Source organism: Kitasatospora sp. NPDC034023, assembly GCF_055575795.1.
Genome location: NZ_JBVIRY010000056.1, coordinates 1 through 15850 on the forward strand (window position 1 = coordinate 1; position 15850 = coordinate 15850).

Here is a 15850-nt window from a genome sequence, read left to right on the forward strand (position 1 = left end):
GCAGACCACTCGCCAAAACCCGCATCTCACCCTTCGCAGCACTCCGCCCCGTTGGATGAGATCCAACGGGGCGGAGTTAACCAACAGCATCCGCTACGGTCGGGGCCCTTCGTACGTCTTGCTCTGCTGTTCGGCGCTGGTCTTACTCGGCGCTGGTCTCGCGCTGCTTGCGCCAGCGGATCCCGGCCTCGATGAAGCCGTCGATGTCGCCGTCCAGCACGGCCTGCGGGTTGCCGGCCTCGTACGCGGTCCGGACGTCCTTGACCATCTGGTACGGGTGCAGGACGTAGGAGCGCATCTGGTTGCCCCAGGAGCTGCCGCTGTCCTTGAGCGCGTCCATCGCCGCCTTCTCCTCCTGGCGGCGCCGCTCCAGCAGCTTGGCCTGGAGGACGTTCATCGCGGACGCCTTGTTCTGGATCTGCGAGCGCTCGTTCTGGCAGGAGACCACGATGCCGGTCGGGAGGTGCGTGATGCGCACCGCCGAGTCGGTGGTGTTGACGCCCTGGCCGCCGGGGCCGGAGGCGCGGTAGACGTCCACGCGCAGCTCGCCCTCGTCGATGTCGACGTGGTCGGACTGCTCGACGACCGGGAGGACCTCGACACCGGCGAAGGAGGTCTGCCGGCGACCCTGGTTGTCGAACGGCGAGATGCGGACTAGGCGGTGGGTGCCCTGCTCGACCGAGAGGGTGCCGTAGGCGTAGGGCGCCTTCACGGTGAAGGTCGCGGACTTGATGCCGGCCTCTTCGGCGTACGAGGTGTCGTACACCTCGGTCTGGTACCCGTGCCGCTCGGCCCAGCGCAGGTACATGCGCATCAGCTGCTCGGCGAAGTCGGCGGCGTCCACGCCACCGGCCTCGGCACGGATGTTGATCAGCGCCTCGCGGGCGTCGTACTCGCCGGACAGGAGGGTGCGGACCTCCAGCTCCTCGACGGCCTTCTGGAGGGAGACCAGCTCGGCCTCGGCCTCGACACGGGTGTCCGCGTCGTCCTCGGCCTCGGCCAGCTCGAACAGCACACCCAGATCGTCGATGCGGCTGCGCAGGCCCTCGACCCGGCGCAGTTCACCCTGGAGGAAGGAGAGCCGGCTGGTCACCTTCTGCGCATTCGCGACGTCGTCCCACAGGGTGGGGGCGGCTGCCTCCTCCTCCAGGACCGCGATGTCGGCCCGGATCTTGTCCAGGTCGAGGACGGCCTCGATCGACCCCATGGTCGTATCGAGGTTCTTGAGCTCTTCGGAAGGATCGACGGCTGCCACGCCCCCAGGGTAATGGTTCCGGGGGTGGTCATGACGACACCCCCGTTTCCCACCGGGGCTACGGCGCCCGCGGGGCGGTGCCGTGCACGGCCGGACGGGCCGGGTGGCCGCGGTCCGGGGCGGTGGCCGCGAAGGCCGTCCAGGCCGCGGCGGCGCCCGCCAGCAGCAGCATGGTGGCCAGCAGGACGGCCAGCAGCCGGCGGCGGCGCAGCAGGGCCTGGCGGTCCCGGCGGTGGCCCGGGGCGGTGCGCTGGGCGCGGGACTCGGCGGCGTACGCGGCCAGTTCCTCGGCGGACGGGCGACGCAGGCTGGTGTGGGTGTCCCGGGTGGAGTCCGGGGCGACGCCGGGCACCAGCGGGACGGCCGGGCCGCGACGGCGCTTGTGGAGGCCGGGGCCGGCGTCGACCTCGGCGTAGACCGCCTCGCCGGGGGTCAGCTGCTCCTCGGCCGGGGCGCGACCCTGGGTGGGCACGGCGAGCACCGGCAGACCGGCCAGCGACGGCAGCTGCTCGCGCAGCCGGGCGGCCAGCTCGGCGGCGCGCAGCCGGGAGGCGGGTGCCTTGGCCAGGCACTCGGAGATGATCCGCCACAGCCCGTCCGGCAGGCCGGGGATCGGCGGCACCTGCTCGGTGACGTGCCGGCGCAGCACCGCGCCGGTGTGGCCGCCGCCGAACGGGGTGGAGCCGGCCAGCAGCTCGTACAGGACGGTGGCGAGGGCGTAGATGTCGACGGCGGCGCGCGGCTCCAGGCCCTCGATGATCTCGGGGGCGAGGTAGTCGGGGGTGCCGATGATCCGGGTGGCCCGGGTGCGGCGCGGGGCGTCGACCAGGCGGGCCACCCCGAAGTCGGTCAGCTTGGCGCGCGGGGCACCGCCGGGGCCGGGGGCGGCGGCGAGGTCGAGCAGGACGTTCTCCGGCTTGACGTCGCGGTGGACGATCCCGGCCGCGTGCGCGGCGGCCAGGCCGTCGGCGACGTCCGCGATGATCGAGGCGGCGGTCTGCGGCGGCAGCGCGCCGTCCCGCTCCAGCCGGGAGCGCAGGTCGGTGCCCTGGACCAGCTCCATCACCAGGGCGAGGTCGCTGCCGTCCACGACCATGTCGCGCACGCCGACCACCCGGGGGTGGTCGAGGCTGGTCAGCGCGGTGCGCTCCTGGACGAAGCGGCCGACCAGCACCTGGTCGGAGGCGAGGTCCTCACGCAGCAGCTTGACCGCCACCGGGCCGTCGGGCCCCTCACCGAGCCAGACAGTCCCGGCCGAACCCCGGCCGATCACCTGGTGGACGGTGTACCGGCTGCCGATCTTGCGTGCCAATGCTGCTCCGTGGGCGGCGCGGGAGCGCTCCGGGGGGTCCGGTGCGCTCGGTGGGGCGGGACAACAGCGACCAACCTACGCGCCCGGCGGCCCCGCGGGGCCGCCTGAGGGGTCCGGAGCGGGAGTCTCGGCCGAGAAATCTCGTCAATTGTCGACAAAGCGTCAATCTCGCTGTCCGGAGCCGGTCCAGAGTCCGGACCGGAGTCCGGACCAGCCCGGTCCGGGGCGTGACGGCGCTACTTGCCGAAGACGCTGTTCACCCAGTCCCGCGCCGAGTCGTACCAGCCCACGACGTTGTCCCAGTAGTGCGGCAGCGGCGTGAAGTTCCACAGCGCCACCGCGGCCACGGCCAGCACCAGCAGCACCATCAGGCAGCCCTTGAGGCAGCCGAGCCCCGGGATGTACATCCGGTTGCGGCTGCGCGGGCGCCGCTCGCGGGCCGGCGCGGGCTCGCGGCGGGCGGACTCGCGCGGCGGCTCCTCGCGGCGCGGCGGGGCCTCCCGGTACTGCGGCGCGGGCGGCTCGGCCCGGCGCGGCACCGGGGTGGGCGCGGGCGGCGGCGGGTAGCCGCCCTGCGACCGGCCGTGCCCGGCCGGGGCCTGCCGGTAGCCGCCGGGCGGCTGCGGACGGCCGCCGGGCCGATCGCCCTGGGGACCGCGGCCGCCCTGACCGCCCTGCCCTCCCGGTCCGGCCTGGTAGGGCGGCGGGGCCACCGGCGGGCGCTGCGCGTACCCGGGCGGCGGCGGGGCCTGCTGGTAGCCGGGGCGTCCGCCCGGGGCGCCCTGCCCGGCCTGCCCGCCGTGGGGTGGCTGTCCGGCCTGGTAGGGCGGCGGAGCGACCTGCGGCTCGCCGTACTCCTCGTAGTCCTCCGGGCCGAAGTAGCCGACCTGGGTCTGCTGGTTGCGGTCCCGCGCCGCGCGCAGCTGGGTCTGCCACGGGTGCGGCGCCTCCTCCTTCGGCCCGGGGGGCGCGGTGGGCGGGGGCGGCGGCACGGCGGTGGGCGGCATCACCTGGGTGCGGTCCGGGGTGCCGTACGGGGGCGCGGGCGGCGGCTGGGTGCCCATCACCCGGGTCGCCGCGGCCGGGTCGTACTGCCCGCCCGGGGCCGTCGGGGGCAGCACCTGGGTGCGGTCCTCGGTCCCGGCCGCCCCCGGGCCGGTGGCCGAGACGCCGCCGGGGACCGCGGTGGGCCGCGGGTCGGGCTGCAGCAGGGCGGCGACCGCCAGCGCCTCGTCCACCGCCGCCGGGGAGGCGTGCACGCCGACGCCGGCCGCGACCACCCGCAGGGCGCGGGCCAGCGCGGTGGCGCCGGGCCGCTGGGCCGGGTCCTTGCGCAGGCAGCGCTCGATCACCGTCCAGAGCGGCTCGGGCATGGTGCTGGGCCGCTGCGGCTCCTGCGCCAGATGGGCCTGGAGGACGGCGAGCGCGCTGTCGCCCTGGAACGGCTGGCGGCCGGTGACCAGCTCGTACAGCATGATCCCGGCGCCGTACACGTCCACCGCGGAGGTCTGCGGGCGGCCCTCGGCGGACTCCGGCGCGACGTACGCGGGGGTGCCGACGAACTCGTGGGTGCGGGTGACGCCCGGGGAGTCGGCGAGGCGGGCGATGCCGAAGTCGGTGAGCAGCGGGTGCATCCGCTCGGTGCCGTCCACCACGGTGGAGGCGAGCAGGACGTTGGCCGGCTTGAGGTCGCGGTGGACGATCCCGTCCGCGTGGCTGGCCGCCAGCGCGTCCGCCACCTGGGCCATCAGCAGGGCGCCCGCGATCGGGCTGAACGGGCCGTTGGCGCGCAGGTAGCGGGCCAGGTCGGGGCCCTCCACCAGATCCATCACCAGGGCCAGCAGCTCGCCCTCGACGACCAGGTCACGGACCCGGACGATGTTGGGGTGGGTCAGCCGCAGCAGCAGCGAGCGCTCGCGCAGGAAGCGCATCACGACGTCCGGGTCGGCGGCCAGCTCCTCGCGCAGCACCTTGATCGCGACCCGCTGCCCGGGCTCGCTGCCCGGCACCTGGACGTCCTCGCGCACCACGCCGCGCCAGACGGTGCCGGTCGCACCCCGTCCGAGGGTCTCATCCAGCAGATACTTGCTGCCGACTGGCCGCACCTGTCGCACTCCTCGCCGTGCCGCCCGCGCGGGGCGCTCCTCCGCCGGTGCGGTGAGCCTGCCGGGCCCGTGTCTGCGGCCACTCTAACGGTGTCCGTTCGGGTTTTTGAGGTGACCGGCAGGCCATCCGAGGAGGGTTGGGGGACATCCCCTAGGGGAGTACCCGGAGTGGGTCGGCGGCCTGCTCAGGGGGCCCTGAGGGCGGTGGTTGACCTGACTCACCGTCGCCTCCACCATGGCGATGATCGCAAGATCGTCAAATCCGGTACCGTGCGCGGACCGTCCGTGCCGGATGGCAGGATGGACACTCGCCACTCGTGTGGCCCAAAGGGGTCGCCGCGGCCGCCCGGTGCGTCCACGACGGCGCCGGGGTACCAGGCTTCACCTCAGCAGAAGGGACCCGCGGGCGAGATGCAGATCCGGCTGACCGTCCTCCGACCGCGCAGCGGCCCGGCCGCCGCCGGCTCCGCCATCCCCTACGTGGACGTGCTGGTCACCGCGCCCGTCGGCACCGCGCTCGGCGCCATCGCGGGCGCCCTCGCGGGCGCCGTGGGCGTGCGCGGACCGCGGGCCGCCACCCATGTGCACCTGTACGCCGGCGCGCACCGGGTGGACGAGCACACCCTGCTCGGCCACCCCCCGCTGCTCGACGGAGCCGTCCTCAGCCTCAACGAGCCCGACCCGACCGCCGACGACCCCGACGACACCCCCGCCGTCGCCGAACTGCGCGTGGTCGGTGGGCCGGACGCCGGCGGCGTGCACCGGCTGCACGGCCGGGAGATCCGGATCGGCCGCTCCGGCGAGGCCGACGTCCCGCTCGACGACCCGGACGTCTCCCGGCTGCACCTCGCCCTGCACCTCGCCGAGGACGGCCGGGTCTCCGCCCGCGACCTCGGCTCCACCAACGGCACCACCCTGGACGGCCGGCTCGTCCCGCCCAGCCCGCCCGAGGCCGCCGTCCCGCTGGAGCCCGGCGCCCTCCTGCGGATCGGCGAGTCGACCCTGCAGGTGACCGCCCCCCACCCGGCCGACACCGCCGGGGCCGCCCGCACCGCCCTGCCCGACGGCCACGGCCACCTCCGGCTCGCCGCGCCCGGCCCGGCCCGGCCCGCGCCGCCGGTGGTCGAGCCGCCCGCCGCCCCCGAGCCCGCCCCGGGCCGCGGCCGCGGCCTGTTCTCCCTGCTGCCCGGCCGAACCGCCGAACCGCCCGGCCAGGAAAGCGCCGAACGCCACCACGCCGCCGTACGGCTGCGCCAGACCGCCGCCCAGCGCGAACGCTGGCCCGACCTCGCCGCCCTGCTGCTCAGCGCCGTCGGCCCCGGCCCCCGGCTGTGGGAGCGCGGCCCCGGCCACCCCGACGCGCTCACCCTGCGCCTGGGCACCGCCGACCGCCCCGGCGGCCCCGGCACCACGCCCGGCACCACCCTGTCCGCCGTCCCGGTCACCCTCGACCTGCAGACCGCCGGCAGTCTCGGCCTCTGCGGCCCGCGCGAGCGTCTGGACGCGCTCACCCGCGCCGTCGTCGCCCAGCTCGCCGCACTGCACCCGCCGACCGGCCTGAGCCTCGCCGTGGTCGACGCCGACCCCACCCGCACCCCCGAAGAACGCGCCGACACCTGGGCCTGGGCCCTGTGGCTGCCCCACCTGCGCCCCGCCGACGGCCAGGACTGCCGCCTGCTGCTCGGCCTCGACGACGAACAGGCCACCGCCCGGCTGACCGAACTCACCACCCGGCTCAGCGGCCCCAGCGGCCTCGGCGGCCACCCCGCCACCGTGGTCGTGGTGGACGGCCGCCCGGCCACCGAGACCGCCCGGCAGGCACTCGACCTGCTGCTGCGCCAGGGCCCGGCCGTCGGCATCTTCCCGATCTGCCTCGCCGAACAGCCCGAGCTGCTCCCCCGGGGCCTCGGCGCCACCGCCCTGATCACCGGCGAGGTCGGCACCCAGCTCTCGCTCGACCGCCCGGTCGCCCGCGGCCGCGAAACCCTGCACGAGATCTCGCTGGACGCCGTTTCCGACGCCTGGGCCGAGCGACTGGCCCGCCTCCTCGCCCCGCTGCGCGAAGCCGCCCCGGCCGCCCGCGGCCCGCTGCCCGACGCGCTGCGCCTGCTCGACCTGCTGCAGCTCGACACCGTCACCCCGGCCAAGCTGTCCGCCCGCTGGGCCGCGCACGCCGGCGGCATCGGCGCCGCCACCGCACTGCTCGGCACCACCCGGGACGAACTGTGCACCCTCGACCTGGCCGACCCCGAGCTCGCCCTCCCCTCCCCCGACCCCGGCGGCCCGCACCTGCTGATCGGCGGCGCCCACGGCTCCGGCAAGACCGAGCTGCTGCGCACCCTGGTCGCCTCGCTCGCCGTCTCCGAACGCCCCGAACGGCTGGCCGTCACCATCATCGAGGGCCGGGCCTCCGAGGACGGCCTGGACGGCTGCACCGAGCTGCCGCACGTCACCGGCCTGGTCAACGCCGCCGACGACCCGCGCGCCGGGCTGCTCGCGGCCGAGGCCCTGGAGGACGAACTCGCCCTGCGGGAGCGGCTGTTCGACGGGCTGGACTTCGCCTCCTGGCACGCCGCGCGCATCCTGGACGACCGCCACGGCCTGGACGACCGGTCGCAGGCCGTGAACCACCCGCAGGTGCCGGTGCCCGCCACCGTCGGAGCCGCGTCCGCCTCGACGCCCCGGATCATCGCGCCGCGCAGCGCGGAGGGCCCCCGGCCCGGCGCCGCCCCCGCCGCGCCCGTCCCCGCGACGCCCGTCCCCGCCCGCCTGGTCGTCGTCGTGGACGACTACGACGCCCTGCTCTCCCCCACCTCCCCGGCCGGTCGGCCGCTCGCCCGGGCGCTCGCCGACATCGCCCGCCGCGGCGGCCCGCTCGGCATCCACCTCGCCGTCGCCACCGGCAGCCCGGAGGAGAGCGCCGGCACCGAGGTGGACGAGGCCGCGTTGCTGCGGATCGCCCTGCGCACCGACGACCCCGCCGACTCCGACCTGCTGATCCACCTCGGCGACGCGGCCGCCCTCCCCGAGGACACCCCCGGCCGCGGCTACCTGCGACTGCCGGACGGCGGCGTCACCGCCTTCCAGACCGCCCGGATCAGCGGCCGCATCCCGCGCACCGCCACCCTGCGCCCGACCGTGGTCGCGATAGACCCGCTCCAGCTCGGCGCCCCGCCCGCCCGCCGCCCGGTCCGCGAACTCGGCAACGGCCCCACCGACCTCGCCCTCCTCGCCAGCGCCCTCCAGCGCGCCGCCGCCCGGCGCTGACCCGCGGCGAGGGCACCTCGGCCCGTCATTCCGCCCCACCCCGCCCCGATCACGGCAGGGCGGGGCGGGGCCGAACACGGATCAGCCCGTCGGCAGGTCGCCGGGCTTGTCCACGACCGCGCGCTGCTGGACGGCGCTGTCGTAGAGGACGGTGCCCTTCGCCTCCTGGGGGCTGTCCGTGAGCCGGGTGTCCCGGGAGCCGAGGAACTCGTAGGTGTTCCGGTCGAAGATCCACTCCAGGCGGGCCCGGCCGTCGTCCCGCGCCACCGCGACGCCGTGCCGACCCAGGGCGTCGGCCTCGTCGTCCAGCATCGTGACGCCCGGGATCAGGGCGGCCGCGCGGTACAGGGCGGCGCTGGTCTCGGGGGCGATCAGCTGCTCCGAGATCAGCTCTCCGATGTCCCGGAAGGCGGCCTGGTCCCGATCGACGCCCTTGCCGTTGCCCTCGGCGTAGACCTTCGTCAGGAGTTCCTGCGGGTCGGTCGGCAGTGTCGTCAGGTAGCGGTAGGTGGGTCGGATGATGCTCGCCGGTCCCGGCGCCGGCGTGAGGCCGATCCGGCCCTGCGGGTTCTCCTCGCGGCCGAACGCGACCCGGTCCTCGATCAGCCCGTCGGTGCTGCCGTTCACCGACAGCCAGACGGCCCGGGGGTGCAGCGGCGCCGGCACCCGCTTGCCGGTCTTCGGATCGCTGGTGGTGCCGGTCCACTGGCTCTTCACGTAGACGTACTGGTCGTCCCGTACGGTCGCGGCGGGCCGGCTCGCCGAGACCTGGGCGATCCGGTCCAGCAGCTGGGCCGCGCTGACCGGATCCTGCGGCCCTGCCGACGGCGCTGCGGACCGTACGGCGGACGGCCCCGCCTGCACCGGCCCGCCCGTCGTACCGTCGCCCCCGCCGGCCGGCACCAGGGCCAGCGCCAGTCCGCCCGCCAGGGCGGGCAGTGCCACCCAGCCGAGCCGCCCCCGTCGGGCCCGTTCGGACTTCGTCTCCCGGATCTCGCTCATCAGATGTCCCCTCAGCAGCCGGTGGCGGTCGGGGGAGAGCCCGGGCCGTGCCGGTGTCGGCAGCAGCCGGTCCAGCTCGGCACGCTCGTCCTCGTTCATCGGTTCGTCTCCCGTGTCGACCGGGCCGCGTCGGCGCGGCCACCCGGTACCTGTCCGGCCTTCGGGCGGAGTTCCCGCCCGTTTCGGAGCTCCTCCTCGGCCAGCGCGCGCAGCTTCGTGCGGGCGCGCGAGAGCCGCGAACGCACCGTGCCGATCGGCACCCCGAGTGCCTCGGCGGCGCTCGCGTAGTCCAGGCCCGCCCAGACGCACAGCCCGAACACCTCGCGCTCGGCCTTCCGCAGTCCGGCCAGCGCCCGCTGCGCGGCAGCGAGCTGCGCGCTGTCGTCGAGCCGCCCGACCAGCTCGTCGGCGAAGTCCGGCACCACCTCGCGTTCGGGCAGCCGCTCCATCGCCGCCCGGTGTCGCCGGGCCGCCCGGGCCCTGTTGCGCAGCACGTTGGCGGCTATGCCGAACAGCCAGGGCCGTACCGCTCCGCCGCCCTCGCGCAGTGTGCGCCGCAGCCGCCAGGCCTCCAGGAACGTCAGCTGGACGACGTCCTCCGCGACCGCCCAGTCCCCGGTCGCGCGCACCGCGTACCGGTAGAGATCACCCGCCGCGTCGTCGAACAACTCCCCGAACGCCCACTGGTCCCCGTCCCTCAATCGGCCCCGCTGTGACAGTTCCACACCCCCACCTGTCCGCACGCGGCTCAGGGTTCCCACCGGAGTACGGCGGAGGGCCCCGACGAACCGGGCGGTTCGTCGGGGCCCTCCGCGGCCGGTCAGCCGGTCAGACGCACTTCACGTCGCGGTTCACCACGGCCATCCCGGCGACCTTGTCGCCGTCCATGGTGAACTCGTACTGCCAGCCCTGCTGACCCTCCACCGGGAACACGTACTTGCCGCTCTTGGCCAACTGGAGGCCCTTGGCGCCGTAGGCCTGCTGCAGGGCCTCCAGGGTGGCGCCGGCGCCGATGCCCTCGGCCGTCTTCGCCTCCGCCGGGGCGACCAGCTCGCGCAGGCCGGCCGCGGCGAAGGAGACCCGACCGGTGGCCAGGTACGCCTTCTCCTTGGTCTCCCGGGCGACCATCAGGTCGACGATGGCCTGCGTCGCGTCCGCCATCAGCTTGGCGGTGGCGGCCGAGTCCTTGGCCGCGGCGGCCGAGCCCGCGGCGGCGGCCGCCGCGTCCTTCGCGGAGGCGTTCGGCGGCAGGGTGCCCGCCGGGGCGGGCGTCTTGCCGGTGGCCGCGTCCGCCTTGGTGTTCAGGTCCTTGTAGCGGGCCTCGGTGGCCGCCTCGGCGGTCATCCGGGCCTGGTCCGGCGCCGGGCCGCCCTTGTAGACGAAGTCCGTGCAGCCGTCGAGCAGCGAGACCGGCGCGGCCTCCAGTGCGCCGGTGGCCAGGCCCGCGTCCTTGGCCATCCCCGGCTTCAGGCCGCGGTAGCCGGCTGCCGCGAAGGCCTCCGGCCCCTTGGTCGTGGGCGCCGCCGAGGGCGCGCCCGGCTGGGCCGTCGCCGCGGTGCCGGCCTTGGCCGTGTCCTTCTTGTCGTCGGACGAGCAGGCCGCCGCTCCGGCGACCAGCAGTGCCACCGAGATGCCCACGCCCATCGCGCGGACCGAGGCTCGGTTCTTCCCCATGTGCATGCCCCCCACTTGATCGTTCGAGGATCACCGTAGCGAAGGTCCGCTCACGATCCCCAATCGGTTTCCGCACGGAACGGGCACAACGGGGCGCGCGCAGCGGGAGTACGCACAGTCGGGGTACGCACAGCGGAAGGGGCCCGCGTCCGTGGACGCGGGCCCCTTCCGTGCGGCTGTCCGTCAGCGCATCGAGCCGGTGCGCAGCAGGGTGCGGATGACGCGCATCGCGACCGAGAGGCTGGACAGTTCGTAGTTGTCCGAACCCCTTATGTCGTCGAGGGTGCTCTTGGCGCGGTTGAGCAGGGTCCCGTTGAGCTCCGCCCAGGCGGTGTAGCGCTCCTCCGGGGTGGCGCCCTCGGGGCCGCAGACCAGGATGTCGGCGGTCAGCGCCGCGTGGGCCGCGAAGAGGTCCTCGCGGATCGCGGCGCGGGCCATCGACGACCAGCGGTCGGTGCGGGGCAGCTCGATGATGCGGTCGAGCAGGTGCGAGATCTGCAGCCGGTCGCCCAGGTCGTAGTAGAGCTCGGCGACGTCGGCGACGTCCTTGCCGGAGCGGTCCGCGACCTCGGTGATGTCCAGGGTCGGGAAGACCGAGGAGAGGCCGGCGATCCGGGTGGCCAGCTCCTCCGGCACCCCGGCCGAGGCGAGCTCGTTGTACACCTTCTCGAACCAGGTCAGGTCCTCGCCGCGCAACGGCTTGGGCAGCGAGCCCCAGACCTGGGCGACCCGGTCGTGGAAGAACTCGATGGTGCCGGCGATGTCGAGCGGCTGGCGGCGGTTGTTGAGCATCCACCGGGTGGCGCGCTCGACCAGGCGGCGCGAGTGCAGGCGCATCTTGGTCTGCACCCGGGCCGGGACCTGGTTGTCCAGGCCCTCGATCTCGCCCCAGATCGTCTCCAGGTCGAAGACGGCCCGCGCGGCGGTGTGCGTCCGGGCGATCTCCTCGTAGGTCGCGCCGGTCTCCTCCTTCAGGCGGAAGGCGAAGGTGCAGCCACCGCGGTTGATCGTGTCGTTGACGATCAGCGTGGTGATGATCTCGCGGCGCAGCGCGTGGTTGTCGATCGCGTCGGCGAACCGGGCCCGCAGGGCGCTGGGGAAGTACTCGTGCAGCGCGGTGCGGAAGTACGGGTCGTCGGGCAGGTCGGTGGCGAGCAGCTCGTCGGCCAGGATGATCTTGGTGTAGGCGAGCAGCACGGACATCTCGGGCTGGGAGAGCCCGCGGCCGTTCTGCTGGCGGTCACGGATCTGGCGCTCGGTGGGCAGGAACTCCAGGCCCCGGTCGAGGCGGCCGGCCGCCTCGAAGCGGTTGATCATCCGGGCGTGGACGTTGACCATGCTGTGCGCCTGGGCGACGGCGTTGGCCAGCACCACGTTCTGCGCGTAGTTGTTGCGGAGCACCAGGCGGCCGACCTCGTCGGTCATCTCGGCCAGCAGGGCGTTGCGCTGCTTGACCGTCATGTCGCCCTCGGCGACGACCTGGTTGAGCAGGATCTTGATGTTGACCTCGTGGTCCGAGGTGTCCACACCGGCCGAGTTGTCGATCGCGTCGGTGTTGATCCAGCCGCCGATGCCCTCTGGGCCGCCGGTGGCCGCGTACTCGATGCGGCCGAGCTGGGTGCAGCCGAGGTTGCCGCCCTCGCCGATGACCCGGGCCCGGACCTGCTCGCCGTTGACCCGGATGGAGTCGTTGGACTTGTCGCCGACCTCGGCGTTGGTCTCGGTGGAGGCCTTGACGTAGGTGCCGATGCCGCCGTTCCAGAACAGGTCGACCGGCGCCTGCAGGATCGCCTTCATCAGCTCGGCGGGGGTGAGGCGGCTCTCCTGGATGCCGAGGGCGGTCCGGATCTGCGGGGTCAGCTGGATCGACTTCGCCGATCGGGGGTGCACCCCGCCGCCGGCCGAGATCAGCGACTTGTCGTAGTCGTCCCAGGAGCTGCGCGGCAGGTCGAAGAGGCGGCGGCGCTCGGCGTACGAGATGGCCGCGTCCGGGTTCGGGTCGAGGAAGATGTGGCGGTGGTCGAAGGCGGCGATGAGGCGGATGTGCTCGCTGAGCAGCATGCCGTTGCCGAAGACGTCGCCGGACATGTCGCCGATGCCGACGACGGTGAAGTCCTCGGTCTGGGTGTCGTGGCCCAGCTCGCGGAAGTTGCGCTTGACCGACTCCCAGGCGCCGCGGGCGGTGATGCCCATGCCCTTGTGGTCGTAGCCGGCCGAGCCGCCGGAGGCGAACGCGTCGCCCAGCCAGAAGCCGTACGACTCCGCGACGCCGTTGGCGATGTCGGAGAAGGTCGCGGTGCCCTTGTCGGCGGCGACGACCAGGTAGGTGTCGTCCTCGTCGTGGCGGACCACGTCGGCCGGGTGCACGACCTCGCCGCCGACCAGGTTGTCGGTGATGTCGAGCAGCGCCGAGATGAAGGTCTTGTACGAGGAGATGCCCTCGGCCAGCCAGGCGTCGCGGTCCACCGACGGGTCGGGCAGCTGCTTGGCGACGAAGCCGCCCTTGGCGCCGACCGGCACGATGACGGTGTTCTTGACCATCTGCGCCTTGACCAGGCCGAGGATCTCGGTGCGGAAGTCCTCACGCCGGTCGGACCAGCGCAGACCGCCGCGGGCGACCTTGCCGAAGCGCAGGTGCACGCCCTCGACCTGCGGCGAGTAGACCCAGATCTCGAACGCCGGGCGCGGGGCCGGCAGGTCCGGGACGGCCTTCGGGTCGAACTTCATCGACACGTAGGAGTGCCACTCGCCGTTGCCGGCGCGCTGGAAGAAGTTGGTCCGCAGGGTGGCCTTGATGAGGTTCAGGAAGGAGCGCAGGATGCGGTCCTCGTCCAGCGAGGCGACCTCGTCGAGGGCGCCGGACAGCTCCTCCAGGATGCCCTCGGTCAGCTCCAGGGCGCCCGAGCGGTGGCTCGGGCTCAGCCGGGCCTCGAACAGGTTGACCAGCAGGCGGGTGGTGTGGGTGTTGTTGCGGAGCGCGTCCTCCATGTAGTCCTGGGAGAACGTGGAGTTCGCCTGGCGCAGGTACTTGGCGTACGCGCGGAGCATCATCGCCTGGCGCCAGGTCAGCCCGGCGGTCAGCACCAGCTCGTTGAAGCCGTCGTTCTCGGCCTTGCCGGTCCAGGTGGCGGCGAAGGTGTCCTGGAAGCGCTCGCGGGCCTCGTCGGTGAGCTCGGTGGCCTCGCGCAGCTTCAGGCCGAAGTCGTAGACCCACGCGGTGGTGCCGTCGGAGCGGCGCAGCGCGTACGGGTGCTCGTCGAGCACCTCGACGCCCAGGCGCTGGAGCACCGGCAGGACCTCGGTGAGCGAGATCGGGCCGCCGACCCGGTAGATCTTGAAGCGGCGCTCGTCGTCGCCGGCACCGACCGGCTGGTACAGGTTCAGGCGGAAGCCGCCCTCGCCGTGCAGCGCCTCGATCTGCTTGATGTCGGCGACGGCGGTGCGCGGCGGGAAGTCGGCGCGGTAGCCGTCGGGGAAGGCGTTGGCGTACTTGTGGCCGAGCTCGGCGGCCTTCTCCTCGCCCAGCTCGAGGTGCAGCTGGTCGTGGAAGCCGTCCATCCAGAACCGGGCGGCCTCGGCGAGGCGGTTCTCGATCCGCTCGATGTCGGTGTCGGTGAGCCGCGGCAGCTCGGTGCCCGGGGCGACCCGGACCACGAAGTGCAGGCGGGTCAGCACCGACTCGGTGGCGTACACCGTGTAGTCGATGGTGGCGCCGTTCAGCTCTTCCTTGAGGATGTCGGTGAGCAGCAGCCGGATCCGCGTGGTGTAGCGGTCGCGCGGCAGGTAGATGAACGCGGAGAAGTAGCGCCCGTACTCGTCCTGGCGCAGGAAGAGCCGCAGCTTACGGCGTTCCTGCAGGTAGAGCACGCTGGTGGCGATGGAGAGCAGTTCGGAGGCCGGGGTCTGGAAGATCTCGTCCCGGGGGAAGGTCTCCATGATCTGCAGCAGGTCGCGGCCGTCGTGGCTCTCGCTGGAGAAGCCGGACTCGTCCAACACCGCCTGGACCTTGCGGCGCACGACCGGGATGCGGGTGACCGACTCGGTGTAGGCGGCGGAGGAGAACAGGCCGAGGAAGCGGCGCTCGCCGATCGGCTCGCCGGCGGCGTTGAACTTCTTCACGCCGACGTAGTCCAGGTAGGCCGGGCGGTGCACGGTGGCGCGGCTGTTGGCCTTGGTCAGGACGAGCAGCTTCTTCTCGTGGGCCTTGGCGCGCACCGGTGCGGAGAGCCGGCCGAAGGCCTCGCTGACCGCGTGGTGGCGGTCGTCGTGGCTGTGCGGGTCGGAGCGCAGGATGCCGAGGCCGGTCCCGGCGACGGCCTTGAGGACCTCCTCGCCCTCGTGCTCGACCAGGTCGTACTCGCGGTAGCCGAGGAAGGTGAAGTGGTCGTCGCCGAGCCAGCGCATCAGCTCCCAGGCCTCGCCGACCTCCTGGTCGGGCAGGCCGGCCGGGGGCTGCTCGGCCAGCTCGTCGGCCAGGCGCAGCGCGCTCTCGCGCATCTTGCCCCAGTCCTCGACGACCTCGCGGACGTCGCCGAGCACGCGGCGCAGGTTGCCCTCGATGGCGCGCAGGTCGTCGCGGTCGGTCTCGCGGTCGATCTCGATGTGCATCCACGACTCGACGGTCGCGTCGGCGGGCCACTCGGTGCCGGCGGCCTGGCTGCGGGAGCAGGCGTCGACGTCCAGGATCTCCAGCAGCTTGCCGGTGATGTCACGGCGGACGAGCAGCTGGGGGTGGATCACCAGGTGGATCGCGCGGTCCTGGCGGGAGAGCTCGTTGGTGACGGAGTCGACCAGGAAGGGCATGTCGTCGGTGACGACCTCGACGACGGTGTGGCCGCAGGACCAGCCGTTCTCCTCGACCGAGGGGGTGTGGACCCGCACCTCGGCGGTGCCCTGCGGGCGCTTGAGGCCCAGGCGGTAGTGGGAGGCGGCCGCGCCGTAGACGTCGACCGGGTCGAGGTCGACCAGGTCCTCGGGCGCGGTGTGCAGGTAGTAGTGGTGCAGGTACGCGGTCAGAGCACCGTTGCTCAGACCCTCCCCCGGCGCCGCTCCCCCCACCTGGCTGTTCTCAGCGGCTGCGGCTGCCTTCTTGAGCAGTTCGGCCTTGGCTGCGTCCAGCTTGGTCTGCATGACTTCTTGGCTCCTGTCGCGCGCCGTTGCGTGACTCGGTGGTGTGTGGATGTACACCGACGGGTCTTTCGCAATCCTGCCGCACCGTCCGACTGAAAGGGGCTC

At 73.8% G+C, this 15850-nt stretch carries 8 protein-coding genes; 1 reads left to right on the top strand and 7 read right to left on the bottom strand.

The genetic code is table 11. The annotated features are described in order from the left end of the window. Positions 1-142 precede the first annotated feature (142 nt). The 3 genes from prfB to ACZ52R_RS40200 form a co-directional block, all read right to left on the bottom strand. On the bottom strand, positions 143-1255 hold the full coding sequence (gene prfB, locus ACZ52R_RS40190) for a peptide chain release factor 2 (RefSeq protein WP_360496762.1): 1113 nt from the start codon (positions 1253-1255) through the stop codon (positions 143-145). Between the two features lie 58 nt (positions 1256-1313). Beyond that, complete coding sequence (locus ACZ52R_RS40195) at positions 1314-2567, bottom strand: serine/threonine-protein kinase (protein WP_465755268.1); 1254 nt, start codon at positions 2565-2567, stop codon at positions 1314-1316. A gap of 236 nt (positions 2568-2803) precedes the next feature. After that, positions 2804-4672: a serine/threonine-protein kinase gene (locus tag ACZ52R_RS40200; RefSeq protein ID WP_465755269.1), complete on the bottom strand. Its 1869-nt coding sequence runs from the start codon at positions 4670-4672 to the stop codon at positions 2804-2806. A gap of 411 nt (positions 4673-5083) precedes the next feature. Here ACZ52R_RS40200 and ACZ52R_RS40205 point away from each other — a divergent pair, with 411 nt between their 5' ends. Next, positions 5084-7939: an FtsK/SpoIIIE domain-containing protein gene (locus ACZ52R_RS40205; RefSeq protein WP_465620334.1), complete on the top strand. Its 2856-nt coding sequence runs from the start codon at positions 5084-5086 to the stop codon at positions 7937-7939. A gap of 81 nt (positions 7940-8020) precedes the next feature. Here the strand turns inward: ACZ52R_RS40205 and ACZ52R_RS40210 are convergent, their stop codons facing one another. From ACZ52R_RS40210 to ACZ52R_RS40225, 4 genes are all read right to left on the bottom strand, one after another. Beyond that, complete coding sequence (locus tag ACZ52R_RS40210) at positions 8021-9040, bottom strand: CU044_5270 family protein (RefSeq protein WP_465663537.1); 1020 nt, start codon at positions 9038-9040, stop codon at positions 8021-8023. After that, on the bottom strand, positions 9037-9666 hold the full coding sequence (locus tag ACZ52R_RS40215) for an RNA polymerase sigma factor (RefSeq protein ID WP_465620330.1): 630 nt from the start codon (positions 9664-9666) through the stop codon (positions 9037-9039). The genes ACZ52R_RS40210 and ACZ52R_RS40215 overlap by 4 nt, the downstream gene beginning before the upstream one ends. Before the next feature lie 103 nt (positions 9667-9769). Next, positions 9770-10615, bottom strand: coding sequence for a hypothetical protein (locus ACZ52R_RS40220; RefSeq protein WP_465663538.1), 846 nt, complete (start codon positions 10613-10615; stop codon positions 9770-9772). Positions 10616-10798: 183 nt separating this feature from the next. After that, complete coding sequence (locus tag ACZ52R_RS40225) at positions 10799-15745, bottom strand: NAD-glutamate dehydrogenase (RefSeq protein WP_465755270.1); 4947 nt, start codon at positions 15743-15745, stop codon at positions 10799-10801. Positions 15746-15850: the final 105 nt, after the last annotated feature.

Excerpts from the sequence above, each read along its gene's own strand:
- ACZ52R_RS40205 (WP_465620334.1), top strand. The coding sequence starts at position 5,084 with ATGCAGATCCGGCTGACCGTCCTCCGACCGCGCAGCGGCCCGGCCGCC.
- ACZ52R_RS40210 (WP_465663537.1), bottom strand. The coding sequence starts at position 9,040 with ATGAACGAGGACGAGCGTGCCGAGCTGGACCGGCTGCTGCCGACACCG.
- ACZ52R_RS40220 (WP_465663538.1), bottom strand. The coding sequence starts at position 10,615 with ATGGGGAAGAACCGAGCCTCGGTCCGCGCGATGGGCGTGGGCATCTCG.
- ACZ52R_RS40225 (WP_465755270.1), bottom strand. The coding sequence starts at position 15,745 with ATGCAGACCAAGCTGGACGCAGCCAAGGCCGAACTGCTCAAGAAGGCA.